Source organism: Mycobacterium montefiorense, from assembly GCF_003112775.1.
GTDB lineage: Bacteria > Actinomycetota > Actinomycetes > Mycobacteriales > Mycobacteriaceae > Mycobacterium > Mycobacterium montefiorense.
On the sequence record NZ_BFCH01000018.1, the window covers coordinates 883,461 to 896,874 of the forward strand.

A 13,414-nucleotide genomic window follows, 5' to 3' on the forward strand; every position below is an offset into this window, starting at 1 on the left:
GGGCGTACCATCACGCCATGAGCCGAATCGGAACATTCGCTGACGACGACATTTACAGCTGGACCACGAAGTCTCCGGACCTCGGCGGCGCGATCGCGAACTTCAGCCAGGCCGTCTACACCAAGAACCGGCTGCCGATGCGCACCCGCGAAATCGCCCGGGCCGTGATCGCCCACGACAACGAATGCACCGTGTGCATGAACACCCGCGACGCCGACGGACCGGCTGCAGGTGTCGACGAAGAGCTTTACCAGCACGCGCTGGATTGGCGGACCTGGCCGGGGTTCAGCGAGCAGGAACGGCTGGCAGCCGAATTTGCGCACCGGTTCGGCACCGAACACACGAAGTTGCGCGATGACGAAGACTTTTGGAGTCGATGCAACGAGCACTTCTCCGAAGAGCTGCTCGCCGACCTCGCCATGTCGTGCGCATTGTGGGTCGGCATGGGACGCATGCTGCGGACCCTCGATATCGGCCAGACCTGCATGCTCACCCTGCCCAGCCGGGCATAGTCGTCAACGGCGTCCGCCGGTAAGGCCACGATGACCGGCCCGCCGCTGGCGGCCGCGGCGGTCGCCCAGCTGGAAGCCGAGGGCGTCGACACCATCATCGGCACCGTCGTGAACCCCGCCGGGCTCACGCAAGCCAAAACCGTGCCGATCCGCCGGACCGGCACCTTCGCCGAACCCGGCCTCGGTGCCAGCCCGTCGTGGCATGCGTTCGCCATCGACCAGACCGGCATCGCCTTCAGCGACAACGTCGGGGTGATCGGTGATCAACGCGTGCGCATCGACTTATCGGCGTTGCGACTCATCGGCGACGGGTTGGCTTGGGGGCCCGCCGGATTCTTCGAGCAGGACGGCACGCCGGTTTCCAGCTGCAGCCGGGGAACGCTGCACCGGGTCGAGGCCGCCCTCGGCGCCGCCGGCATCGAGGCTGCCGTCGGCCATGAGATCGAGTTCGTACTGGTCGAACCCGACGGTGGCAGGTTGCCGTCCGCACTGTGGGCGCAGTACGGCCTCGCCGGCGTGCTCGAGCACGAGGCATTCGTCCGTGATGTGATTGCAGCGGCAGCGACCTCCGGCGTGGGAATCGAGCAGTTGCATCCTGAGTACGGGGCCAACCAGTTCGAGATCTCATTGTCGCCACTGTCGCCGGTGGCCGCGGCCGACCAGTTGGTGCTGACCCGGATCATCATCGGCCGCGCCGCCCGACGCCATGGGATGCGTGTCAGCCTGTCGCCGGCGCCATTCGCCGGCAGCGTCGGATCCGGTGCACACCAGCACTTCTCGCTGACCACGGCGCAAGGGCCGCTATTCTCGGGCGGCCCCGGCGCCGGTGGCATGACGCCGGCGGGGGAGAGCGCGGCAGCCGGGGTGATTCGCGGGCTGCCCGAGGCCCAAGGTGTGCTGTGCGGATCGATCGTGTCCGGCTTACGCATCCAGCCGGGCAACTGGGCGGGGGCTTATGCCTGCTGGGGCATCGAGAATAGGGAAGCCGCAGTGCGATTCGTCAGCGGCGGCCCCGGCAGCACCTACGGGGGAAACGTCGAAGTGAAGATCGTCGATCCGTCGGCAAATCCTTACCTCGCATCGGCGGCTATCCTCGGGCTGGCACAGGAAGGAATCCGGTGCGACGCCGCATTACCACCGGAAACAACGGTAGACCCGGCACAGCTGTCCGAATCCGATCGTGAGCGCTCCGGTATCACCAGCCTGGCCCGATCGCAGGCGGATATAATTGCCGCGCTGGATAATTCAACGTTGCTGCGAAGCATCCTGGGGGAGTCCGCCGTTGACATGGTTGTCGCAGTCCGTTGTCTGGAACATGAAAAGTATGGTTGCCTGAGCTCCGGGCAACTGGCGGATAGATTCCGGATGGCGTGGAGCCTGTAGCGGTGGCTGACCCATCGGCGCTCGCGCAGCACATCGGTGAAGTGGCGTTGATCGATCAACACGTCCACGGATGCTGGTTAGAGCCCGGCGATCGGCAACGATTCGAGAACGCCCTCAACGAGGCCAACACCGAGCCACTCTCGGACTCGGGTTTCGACTCACAGCTCGGCTTCGCGGTGCGTACTCACTGCGCGCCCATCCTGGACTTGCCTAAACACGTTTCCCCACAGACCTATTGGCAGCATCGCAGCAAATTCACCGAAATCGAGCTGGCCCGCCTGTTTCTGCCGGCCGCCGGAGTCAGCGACTGGCTGGTGGACACCGGAATCGGCGCCGGCACAACAGATATCGCGGAGCTCAGTGCACTGTCGGAAAACCGTGCGCACGAAGTCGTTCGTCTTGAGCAGGTGGCCGAACAGGCCGCGCAGGCGCCCGGCGATTACGCGTCGGCATTCGAAGAGATCCTGCACGACCGTGCGGCCGGCGCTGTCGGCACCAAGTCCATCCTGGCCTACCGCGGCGGTTTCGACGGCGACCTAACCGACCCGACCACGTCGCAAGTCGCCGAGGCCGCAAGCCGGTGGCGGGAGCAAGGCGCGACCCGGTTGCAGGATCGAGTGCTGCTGCGTTTCGGGCTGCACCACGCCTTGCGGTTGGGCAAGCCGCTGCAGTTTCACGTCGGCTTCGGTGACCGGGACTGCGATCTACACAAAGCCAACCCGCTGTTTCTACTCGACTTCCTGCGTCAATCCGGCGACACCCCGATCGTGCTGTTGCACTGCTATCCCTACGAGCGCGAGGCGGGCTATCTAGCGCAGGCGTTCAACAACGTCTATCTCGACGGCGGATTAAGCATCAACTACCTGGGCGCCCGGGCACCCGCATTCATCGCTCGGCTGCTCGAGATGGCGCCGTTGCGAAAGATCCTGTACTCGTCGGACGGCTTCGGACCGGCCGAACTGCACTACTTGGGTGCTGCTTTGTGGCGCAGGGGGATTCACCGAGTACTGCAAAGCTTTGTCGATGCCGGCGACTGGAGCGAGGCCGATGCGACCCGGGTGGCCGATCTCATTGGGCACCAGAATGCCGCCCGCATCTATCGCCTCGACGGCGCCGGTCACTGAGGCCAGACCTGACCCAACACCGGGCAACGGCCATTGCGCCTTGATTCGATAGATGTTTATATAGATAAATGTCGATTCAGTCGGGGTGTTGTCCGGTGCTGGGCGTGGCCGCCCTGGGTGCGTCGCAGGCAGCCGACCTGGCGGCCATGTTCAAGGCACTAGGCGACCCAGTTCGACTGCGGCTGTTGAGCCTGATCGCCAGCCATCCGGGCGGTGAGGCCTGCGTGTGTGAGATCTCGGCAACCTTCGACGTGTCCCAGCCGACGATTTCTCACCACCTCAAGTTGCTGCGCTCGGCAGGGCTGTTGGACTGCGAACGCCGCGGCACCTGGGTGTACTACTGGGTGATTCCCGCTGCCCTGCAGCAGCTTTCGTCGGTCCTGGGCGTCGCCGGCCCATAGTTTGGAGAATCGATATGTCCTGCCTGCAACTCGCCCTCAATGTCGACGACCTCGACGAGGCAATCAAGTTCTACTCCAAGCTGTTTGGCGCCCAGCCCGCGAAGGTCAAACCCGGGTACGCCAATTTCGCGATTGCCGAACCCCCACTCAAACTCGTACTGCTGGAAAACCCCGGGCACGGCGGCACCTTGAACCATCTCGGTGTGGAGGTCGAATCCAGCGAGCGGGTGCACCGCGAGATTAACCGGCTCGCAACGGAGGGCATGTTCACCGAAGAGGAGATCGGGACCACCTGCTGCTTCGCCACCCAGGACAAGGTGTGGGTGACTGGACCCGGCGGTGAGAAGTGGGAGATTTACACCGTTGTTGCCGATTCCGACACGTTCGGGCCTCAAAGCGAGCACCCGGACCAATCTTGCTGCACCACATAGCCGCGTGAAAGCGGCGCAATCCGGGTCACACACCCTGAAGTCCCAGCAGCAATGCACCGAGTCTTAGTCAGCTCGAACAGGATTCGTCTCGGCGACATCGCGCGTTGTCAACGCCATCTCCGCTAACTAGGAATTTCCCATTGCACCCGGCCGTTTGCTGGAATCGAACCAGTATGCAGGGCGGGCTGGTGATGGGGATTCACCTAGGGGGTTGTTTCTTTGATGCGGGCCATGAGCCGGCGGGTTGGCTGGCATCGCCGGCCACCGATGAGTAGCGCCACCCCCCGCCCGGGATCTCGGGTACGGACCGCGAATTGGCTAACGCACATGGCTCTTCCGATGGTCGCGTTGTGGCTGTTGCTTGACATACCCAAAGTCGACCTGGAATGGGACAACCGGGTGGCACATTTCGTGTTGGTCCTGTCGACGGCCATAGTCTGTGTGGTGCTGGGCGCGTTGATTGGCCGCGAAGCGCGGGCACGGGACGACGCCCGTCTCTGGTTGGTGTCCCTGGTATTTACAACGACCGCAGGATTTTTCGGGGTACACGCACTCTTCACGCCCGGGGTGCTGATGGATACCTCCGACGCGGAGTTCATGTTGCCGACGCGAATGGGGCTGGTGCTGGCCGGTGTGATCGCGCTGACCTCTTCGATTACCTTCACGCCGGCAAGAAATGCCTGCCTGTGGTCATTGCGCCGACGGTTGTCGGTGCTCGTTTGGGTCCTGATGGCGGTCTGCGCGGTGTTGATCCTGTGCGGCATGCTGGACCGGCTGCCGAATCAGGCGCTGTTGGAAAGCATGGAGCAGGTCGGGGCGCTGGCCGGCGGCGTGCTGTTCGGGGCGGCGGCTCTTGCCTACTTTCCGATCTACCGGCGGCGCCCCGCAGTGGTCGCGATGTCGGTGCTCACCGCCTTCGTGCTGCTGGCGGAGGCCTCAGTGGCGTTGGCGCTCGGAATGAGCTGGCACGCCTCGTGGTGGCTGTGGCACCTGCTCATGACGATGGCCTTCTGCTTCATCGCCTACAGCGCGCGGGTCCAATTCCGCAAGGAGGGCACGGTCCGAGGAGTGTTCGATTCACTGGCCACCCAGCAGACCATCGCGGATCTGCGCCGCGATTACTCCGTGGCGCTCGAAGAGATGGTCGACGTGCTGCAGCGCCGCGAGCGAGGCGATCAGGTGGCGCCGGGCGCCGTTGCCGCACGGCTCGCCGACCGATTCGAACTGTCCGAGCAACAGGTCGCCGTGCTCAAGCGCGGCGCGGAGGCGCTCGGCACCGAGCGCGAACGCGTGCGCAAGCTGGGTGCGCTGATCGCTTTGGGCCAGGAGTCCAGCGTCATCCAGGACGAGGACGCGTTGCTCAGTCGGGTCATGGCGGCCATCGCAGACGCGTTTCCCGACGACCGATTTCGGCTGGGCATCCTGCGCGACGGCAAGCTCAGCTTTTCCGACGGAGCAACCGAGGACGGTGCTCTCGAGCTGCCTTTGATGGTCAAGGGGCAGGTCGCCGGTGTAATCGAGGCGTATCGATCCGGCGTCTTCGCCGACGCCGACGTCGCGCTGCTGCGTTCCTTCGCTATGCAATCCTCGATCGCTTTGGAGAACGCCCGGCTTTACCACCACCTGGATGGCTTGTTCCGTAGCTACATGTCGCCCGCCGTCGCGACCGCACTGCTTGCCGACCCAGATCAGGCTGGGCTGGGTGGTGCCATTGCCGATGTGACGGTGTTGATGGCCGACTTGCATGGCTTCACCCCGTTCGCCGAAGCCACTTCCCCCGATCAGGTGGTCACCATGCTGAATACCTATTACGGCGCGGTCGTCCCGGTCATCCTTGACGCGGGCGGAACCGTTCTGCAGTTCGTCGGCGACGCGGTGATGGCGATCTGGGGCGCTCCGGCGCGCCAGGCCGATCACGCGTTGCGGGCCGCCGGCGCCGCGCTTGCGCTGCACACCGTGGTGGAACAGGCGGCGTGCGGGCACGTGGACTGGCCGCGGTTTCGGGTCGGGATCAACACTGGGCCGGCGCTGGTGGGCAACATCGGTGCCGAACAGATGCGTAGCTTCACCGCGATCGGGGACACCATGAATCTGGCCGCGCGGCTACAGAACTTGGCCAAGCCCGGTCAGGTGGTTGTCGGCCCCAGCACCTCCACCGCGCTCGGTACGACCGCGCGGGTCAGCAGGCACGGCTGGGTGAAGGTCAAGGGCAAGCGTGATCCGGTCCGGCTTTGTGTTTTGCACGAGTTGGCTTCATAGCAATAGCGTTTCGTTTTTTGCGCTGCCTTTCGCGCACCGAACCGAATGCAGCCACGGCACGAAACTCGTTGACGTACTGGGAACCCCAGCTCCATTGGGGGTCGACGTGTCACCGGGGAGAATCATCCGCACAACGAAACACCCTTTGGTTAAGCAGACTTAACGGCGTACACTCAACGTTCTCGGGGTACTCGGAGTTCACAAGTCCATATATCTGGCAACAGATCGTTCAAGACGAACGGGGGAAACTGCCATGTCACGTCGTACGAGCAAGATCATTGTCGCCTTAATGCTTTCCTTTACCGCTGTCACAGCGTCGGGGTGCACAGTCCCTCTCACCATCGATTGCTCCCCATTCACCTGCACGCCCTAATAGCGACTGGCCGGTTATCTCGGTCGCAAGCAAGCTGATCGCGTCGCTCTGGGCGCACTCTCATCGGGCACGCCCGGAGCTACGATACATCCGAAAGCTGTTGTACCGCAACAATATAAATTTTCCTGGTCGCATAGACCTTTTTAGGTCGCAGACGTTGCCGGAAAGGCCGCGCGGGCGATCGCGCGGCGGAGTTCGCATCGCCAGCCGATGGCCTGCTGACCGGACCGTGACTACCTCGCAGGGAATGCGCCAAATCATCCATGCAGCACAATGGATTTCGGCGACTCGAAAGGTATGGCCCCCGCCCGCAGTGCAGCCGGTCCGTGATATGCGTCCCCGATCCAGACGCACCCGGTGGTCGGGCTATAGCGAGGAGATCCGCGATAATCCCTGCTCTCACAGGGATTATCGCGGACTCACCCCACGTCTGGTGACTGCCTTCCTAAAGCGAAAAGGTCAAGCCTGAGGTGCCTGGGTCGAAGGTGAGCGGCAGCGTGCACCCCGATGCCGTAAGCGCGGTGAAGCCGAGGATCACGGCGACGGCGATCTTGCTACTAAGACGTGACATGAAAAGCCCCCGTTCGTCTAAAGGACATTCTGTTGCCAGAGAGCCGTTCTGTTGCCCGAGACACACGTACAATACGATGCCAAAGTCCATGATCACGAGGGTTTTCGCGAAAACTCCCGAAAGTTTTTTCGACTTTCCATTCAACCAGTACGGTTCTGGCCGGTTCGTCATAGCCCCGGTATGTCACAACGTAAATTGTTGGCCCGCAGCGACTTTCGAATGCTGCAAAATCAAGATCAGTTGTCGCACAAGGGGATGCGAATCGGACGCACGATAAATGAGGACAAATCTGACGCGCGGGGCGCCCCGTCTTGTGTCCGCGACTGCCGATTCCACGTCCGGTGCACGGCCAATCAACCCGAGATGCTTGGCGGTATGCGGCGCGAGCGGTGACCCACCGGCGTCACGATGCGCATGTTGGCTAGGCCCAATGCGGGGGTACTTCGCTACCTGGGCAGTCGGTGTATTGGCAGCTGATGTCGCGCACCACCCTCCGGACCACATTGCCGTCGTCGTCGCGGATGTACTCGACTGTGGCCTCGGCTGGCCGGCGACAGTGGGGACAGACGTCCATTTCAGTTTCGAAACGCGGCATCAGGTCATCCTCCCCGTCACGATGTGATTGAGGCGTCGCAGAGGCACGCCCTGTTCATGATCCTGTATGTCCGGCAAGGAATGGCTCGGGATTCGCCGAACCGGCGACGTTCATCGGTGTATGGCTACACCTGAGACTAGAGCAGTGCATAGTGCGCCGCCGACCGCTCTCTCGCCAGCACGCGAAATCCGTCGATGCCCGGGCCGCGAAGTACTCGCTGGCCCGGGCGGACGACAAACAGCCCGCCGCATTGCAAGGGGCGTCGGTGAACTCCCACACTGTGGCGAACCAACATGATGCCTACCCGAGGGCATCAGGTCGTGGTCAGGGGCTCCGAAGGGGCAACCCACTCAACTGGCGGCTACGCCCGGGCGCCTGGCACACAGTGCGACAAGTCGCCCGGGCTTACATAGATACGGTGATGAGCGAGAAGACCGGCGTACATCCCGTCGCCGACAACGCGGTAACTCCGAGGATTACAGCGACGGTGATCTTGCTGGTGATGCCCGACATAACGCACTCCATTCGTCCCGATTGCGCCCGACTCAATTTGGAGCCAGGTCCATGGCGTCAGGAGGCACAAGAAAGACCGCTCCCGACTCCGAACAACAAATAGTCGGCATGAAGGCGCCCACCACCGCATTCAGACCCGATTCGGTCGGTCCAGATACTAACCCGAGATCTGCTTCATATGCCAGTTTTACCGACAAATAATCTGGTCATGTTGATTTGCCAGGTGATACTCACGGCGGTGCGCATTACCCAAACATGGACGACGCCTGCTGCCCGCCGCGCGGCCGGACCGCGTTCGAAATACCATGCCAGACAGTCTGTTTGTCACAGATTCAGAAAACTCACATCAGAAACATCGGCTAGCATCCTGACGCTGTCACTGCCGTCAGGCTGAGTATCAAAAAAACACTTAATTTGCTGATAATACGCAGCATTTACACTCCATTCGTTCAGTAATTACCCAGCTCAAGCCACACTGGGACGGGCGTCAGCAGGCGCAACGAATGGCCGATTATGACTCCGGACAACAAATAGGCGACATCAAGACGCCCACTGCTGCATTTACACGAATACCGCACAGAACCCGAGGCTCTCGCGGCGGGAGTGAATCACTGTCACAGATACACCAGCGCCACCCGCCGCGCACATGGGCTCAGCCCGCTTTTCGAGCTTTCGCCAACCGTTGACGGCCCCAACCACCGGGCACGCCAACCAGCGAAGAAACGACGTCTCAGATCAGACCCGAAGCGCCGAAATTTGCCCCACGCGTCAAGGCATTAAAACGAGAAGAGCGACAGGATCGGCGAACATCCTGACGCCGTCACAGCGGTGAAGCCGAGGACCACAGCGACACTGAATTTGGTGGTTACGCGCGACATTCGCACTCCGTTCGTCCAGGTAGGCGCCCGGCTCAAGACAAGCCACGGGCGTGGCATCAGGAGGCACGAAAAATGGCCGCTCCCGACTCCAAATAACAAATAGCTGGCATGACTGCGCCCACCACCGCATTCAGACCCGATTCGGCCGGTGCAGATCATAACCGAGATCTGCTGGACCACGCTAGATGATACCCACGGGTAACTACTGCCTTTAGTCGCAGCCGTAAGTGAACGAAATCGGTCCTAGATCAGACCCGTAGCATCGAAAATCCATGATGTGTCGGCAGTTGCCAGCGCCTCGAAGTGGTTCGGGGGCGCGAAGCTGACCAGGCTGTTCATGTCCCAGTAGTCTTTCCAGACCGTGATCTTGCCGTCCACGACTTTATGTACCGTGACGAATCTGAGCACGCCTCGTTCACCCGAGGTGAAGGTCCAGGTTTCGGAGTGCTCGTACATCACATCGGCGCCATTCGATAACAGCACACCGTCGTGGTTCTGGTAGCCCGCGAGCGGCTCGAGCCCCATCTTGAGTCGCTTCACGGTGTCTTCCGGACCACGCGCCGCCAACGCGGGCACCGGCATGTCGACGTAGAGGCAGTCTTCGGCGAGGAACGACTGGACTGCATCCCAGTCCCGGCGTGAAAGCGCCCGCCACAGCCCTAGTACGACATCCTCGACCGCGATCATAGAAACGTCTGTCATAGCGGCAAATAAACTCGATCGCTGCACGGGTGTCAACCGCCGCGGCGCAGGCGGATACTCGCCAAGGTGAACCCGCTGCAGCGTTACATCGCCGACGAGATCGCCACCGACCACGTCGAAGGCTTGCTGACCAGACGCGAGGCCATGCGGCGGCTATCGCTGCTAGGCCTGGGTGGCGCGGCCGCGGCCGCACTGCTCGCGGCGTGCTCCGTGCCGCACGAACAGTCCGAAACTTCCAAAGCCACGTCGGCCCCCGAAACATCAACTGGCCCAATGCAACCGCCCGGTATGGCGAACGCGCTAACCCCATCGTCGATCTCGTGGAGTGGGTCGACGGGGCAACTGCAAGGGGCGTGGGCGCAGGCGGCAGATCCCAAGGGCGCCGTGCTGGTCATCCACGAGAACAAGGGACTCACCGACTGGGTGCGATCGGTCGCCGGCCGGCTGGCCGGGGCCGGGTATTCGACGCTCGCCATAGACCTGCTCTCCGCCAAGGGCGGAACCGCTGCGTTCCGGGATCCGGCGGAGGCCACCGCGGCGCTCAGCTCTATCGCGCCGGAGCAGTTCACCCACGACATAAACTCCGGCGTCGCCGAATTGAAGCTCCGCGCGCCGGCGCAAAAGGTTGGGGTGGTGGGTTTTTGCTTCGGCGGGGGACTGGTGTGGCAACTGCTGGCCGCCGGCGCTCCGGGAGTCTCGGCTGCCGTTGCGTTCTACGGGCCGTTGCCACCCAATCCCGACTTCACCGGAGCCAAAGCAGCAGTGCTGGGTATCTACGGCGCCCTGGACACCAGGGTCACCGGTTCTCGAGCAATGGCTAAGGCTGCTCTCGACCAGTATGGGCTGGTCAACGGCCTGGTGGTCGAACCCGACGCCGACCATGCCTTCTTCAACGACACCGGCCCTCGCTACAACGCCGTGGCCGCGACTGACGCCTGGCAGCGCCTGTTGGACTGGCTGAGCCGCTACCTGGCCCAGCAATGATCGGCACCTAGGCGTCTAGCGGTGCCATCGCTCGCGCCCGCCCGAGCGCTACCGGCAGGCTCGACCAACCCCGCAGCACTCGGGTGGCGCGCCTGGTCCCGGCACCGGCCGGACGCACCTCGGGGAAGCGGTCGAAGAAGGCCCGCAACCCCACCTCGCCCTCAGCGCGGGCAAGCGCGGCGCCCAGGCAGAAGTGGCGGCCCCCGGAAAACGCGAGATGCCTTCCCGCATTGGGGCGTTCGATGTCGAAGCGATGCGGGTCGGGGAACACCGACGGATCCCGGTTGGCGGCGGCCAGGTAGAGCAGCACCATGTCTCCGCTGCTGACCTGCCTGCCGGCCAGCTCGACGTCGTTGAGGGCCTTGCGCACCGTGAGTTGCACCGGCGAGTCCAACCGCAGGATCTCTTCAACAGCGTTGGGCCACAATTCAGGACGTTCGCGCAACGTGTCGAGATGCTCGGGCGCGTCGAGCAACATACGAATCCCGTTGCCCAACAGGTTTACCGTGGTTTCGAACCCTGCGGCCAACACCAAGGCGGCAATCGCGGTGAGTTCGGTTTCGTTGAGATGTGTTTCTTCCACGCCACTTTCGGCGGTCTGAATCAGCTGACTCATCAAATCGTCACCAGGCGAGCGGCGCAATTGCTGCAGGTGACCGACGAGCCATGCGTTGAATCCGGCGATCCCTTGTTGCACCATGCGGTATTGGCGCCACGGCAATCCGATGTCCAGACTGGGAGCTGCCAATTCGCCGAACTGCAGGACGCGCGGCCGGTCGTGCTCGGGCACACCCAAGATATCGCTGATGATGGCGACCGGAAGCAGCGAGCAATACCGTCCGACGATATCCACGACACCGGACTCATCGGCCAACTCGTCGAGGAGGTTGGCCGCGGTTTCCTCCACCCGATCGCGCAACGCGGCGACCGCCCGCGACGTGAACACGGCCGACACCGTCTTGCGGTAGCGCGTGTGATCCGGCGGCTCGGTCGCCAGCAGCGAGGGCTCGCGCAACGGATGCAGCAGATCATCGCGCGCCCGGCGCTCCAGCCATCGCACCGGCCCCGGCAGATTCGATCCCAGCACCACCACCCGGAAGTCGTCGGAGCGCAGCAGACCATGGATCACTGCATGGTCGACGGCCAAATAGCCGACGCGGCCTCGCACCATCGGGCCCAGCGCATGCAGTTCGTCGCAGAATGTCATCGGGTCGGCGGGCACCGTCGGGTCGGCGATCAGCCTGGCCTGCATGTCACCGCGCCGGAGCCCGATCGTCGCGACGCCCCGAATGAACCCGTGCATCGCAAGCCAGTGCAATCGCTCCTTCACTGCGCCTCCCTCAGCCAGGCGGGTGTATCGCAAAAGCGTATGCCGGGGGCGGCCCGGAATCCCCGTCGCTAACCGGTCAATTTCAGCAGTCCGCGGTGATCTTGAAGTCCGTGGTGATGACCTTGTTGGGATTGCTGTTGTTGATGCCGTAGGCGCTGCCGGAGATCGTGTACGCACTGTTGGTTGCGTCGGCGTGCGCTTCGCCCACCCCGCCTTGCCAGAAGCTTCCGGTGAACCCGTCGATGTTGCGGATCTTCACCCACTGGGGGATGACCCGAGATGCGCTGAACAACACCACCGCTTCCACCTGGCCGTCACGGTCGCGGATGTCGATGGTCCGGTAGGACTGCAACTGGCTGCACGCGGCCGGACGTGCCGCGTGACTGGTGCCGTCGATGGTCAGATGCGCGGCAGCACGCGGCGTCGTCTGGGGCTCGGCACAGCCGGCGACACAGGCGACAAGGGCAAACCCGACCGCGACCAACCTGTACTGCATCACTTCGGCTCCTTTACTGCCGCTTCGGCATCAACCCGGGCAGCGATTTGGCGATGCGGCCGCGGACAAACTCCGGGCTCAGGCCTTTCAGCAGGTCGATCATGCGAATGCTCTTCGGCACGTACCAATGCAACCGCTTCGGGCTGTGGTAAGCCTGCCATGCGGCTTCGGCCACGCTGGCCGCCGGCATCAGCCGCAGCATGCCCTTCTTAGGCGCGGTGGCGCGCAGCTCGTCTGCGGTCATCGGCGCGCCACCATCAGCGGAGTGGTTGGGCGTCGTGGTCAGAATGGCGGTGTCGATCAGACCCGGCAATACGTCGGCGACGCGAACCCCGTGCCGCTCCCATTCAACGCTAAGCGCCTCGGTCAGCCCTTTGACCGCGTGCTTGGTCGACGAGTAGACCGCGATGCGCGGCATGCCATAGGTCGCCGACGACGATGACGTCGAGAACATCAGGCTGCCGGGGGCTCTCTTGAGGTAGGGCAGCGCGCCGTAGGCCCCGGTCAGCACGGCTTTGTAATTGACCTCGACGACCCGCATGGTGGCCTCATAGGGCACGTCCTCGAACCAGCCGGATTCGCCGACCCCGGCGTTGTTCCACATCATGTCCAGGCCGCCGCCGGCATTGTCGGCGCAAAAGTCGGCCAAGGCGCCGCCCAGATCCGCCTTGACCGTCACGTCGACGGCGCGAGTCCACAGGCGCTCGTCGCCAAGCTCGCCGACCAGGGCCGCCAGACCGTCAGCGTTACGGTCCACCGCTGCCACCCGCCAGCCGTTGGCGTGGAAAAGCCTGACCCCTTCTCGGCCCATGCCACTGCCCGCACCAGTGATGAAGACCGATTTGACGACGCCTGGCATACC

General features: G+C 63.2%; 13 protein-coding genes. 7 read left to right on the plus strand and 6 right to left on the minus strand.

From position 1 onward, the window contains the following. Positions 1–17 precede the first annotated feature (17 nt). The 6 genes from DB708_RS16540 (at position 18) to DB708_RS16565 (ending at position 6,110) form a co-directional block, all read left to right on the plus strand. Positions 18–512 (plus strand): carboxymuconolactone decarboxylase family protein, encoded by a 495-nt coding sequence (locus tag DB708_RS16540; protein WP_108923582.1) that lies wholly within the window; start codon positions 18–20, stop codon positions 510–512. A gap of 30 nt (positions 513–542) precedes the next feature. Beyond that, a complete protein-coding gene (locus DB708_RS16545) occupies positions 543–1,895 on the plus strand; it encodes a type I glutamate--ammonia ligase (RefSeq protein WP_108923584.1) in 1,353 nt (450 codons plus the stop codon). A 2-nt stretch (positions 1,896–1,897) separates the two neighbouring features. Next, positions 1,898–3,019 (plus strand): amidohydrolase family protein, encoded by a 1,122-nt coding sequence (locus DB708_RS16550; protein ID WP_108923586.1) that lies wholly within the window; start codon positions 1,898–1,900, stop codon positions 3,017–3,019. 68 nt (positions 3,020–3,087) lie between these two features. After that, the gene (locus DB708_RS16555; RefSeq protein WP_108923588.1) at positions 3,088–3,420 is read left to right on the plus strand and encodes an ArsR/SmtB family transcription factor; all 333 of its coding nucleotides are present in this window, start codon (positions 3,088–3,090) and stop codon (positions 3,418–3,420) included. Positions 3,421–3,434: 14 nt separating this feature from the next. After that, entirely contained in the window at positions 3,435–3,851 is a 417-nt protein-coding gene (locus DB708_RS16560) for an ArsI/CadI family heavy metal resistance metalloenzyme (protein ID WP_108923590.1), read from the plus strand. Between the two features lie 327 nt (positions 3,852–4,178). Beyond that, positions 4,179–6,110: an adenylate/guanylate cyclase domain-containing protein gene (locus DB708_RS16565; protein WP_201263537.1), complete on the plus strand. Its 1,932-nt coding sequence runs from the start codon at positions 4,179–4,181 to the stop codon at positions 6,108–6,110. Positions 6,111–6,928: 818 nt separating this feature from the next. On the opposite strand, the gene DB708_RS27995 is transcribed toward DB708_RS16565, so the two are convergent. The 3 genes from DB708_RS27995 to DB708_RS16580 form a co-directional block, all read right to left on the minus strand. After that, positions 6,929–7,054, minus strand: a complete 126-nt coding sequence (locus DB708_RS27995) for a hypothetical protein (protein WP_261861114.1) — start codon at positions 7,052–7,054, stop codon at positions 6,929–6,931. A 421-nt stretch (positions 7,055–7,475) separates the two neighbouring features. Beyond that, positions 7,476–7,649 carry a 5'-phosphate oxidase gene (locus DB708_RS16575; protein WP_235616791.1) on the minus strand — a complete coding sequence of 58 codons (174 nt, stop codon included), beginning with the start codon at positions 7,647–7,649 and terminating at the stop codon, positions 7,476–7,478. 1,634 nt (positions 7,650–9,283) lie between these two features. Continuing rightward, complete coding sequence (locus DB708_RS16580) at positions 9,284–9,727, minus strand: limonene-1,2-epoxide hydrolase family protein (protein WP_108923595.1); 444 nt, start codon at positions 9,725–9,727, stop codon at positions 9,284–9,286. A gap of 81 nt (positions 9,728–9,808) precedes the next feature. On the opposite strand from DB708_RS16580, the gene DB708_RS16585 reads away from it, so the two are divergent. Then, entirely contained in the window at positions 9,809–10,726 is a 918-nt protein-coding gene (locus DB708_RS16585; protein ID WP_108923597.1) for a dienelactone hydrolase family protein, read from the plus strand. 7 nt (positions 10,727–10,733) lie between these two features. Here DB708_RS16585 and DB708_RS16590 read toward each other — a convergent pair whose 3' ends face one another. The 3 genes from DB708_RS16590 to DB708_RS16600 all read right to left on the minus strand — a co-directional run bounded on the left by DB708_RS16590 (position 10,734) and on the right by DB708_RS16600 (position 13,411). Next, positions 10,734–12,056, minus strand: a complete 1,323-nt coding sequence (locus DB708_RS16590; RefSeq protein WP_108923599.1) for a cytochrome P450 — start codon at positions 12,054–12,056, stop codon at positions 10,734–10,736. Between the two features lie 82 nt (positions 12,057–12,138). After that, positions 12,139–12,552, minus strand: coding sequence for a lipoprotein LpqH (locus DB708_RS16595; RefSeq protein WP_108923601.1), 414 nt, complete (start codon positions 12,550–12,552; stop codon positions 12,139–12,141). A gap of 13 nt (positions 12,553–12,565) precedes the next feature. Then, entirely contained in the window at positions 12,566–13,411 is an 846-nt protein-coding gene (locus DB708_RS16600; RefSeq protein WP_108923603.1) for an SDR family oxidoreductase, read from the minus strand. Positions 13,412–13,414 lie beyond the last annotated feature (3 nt).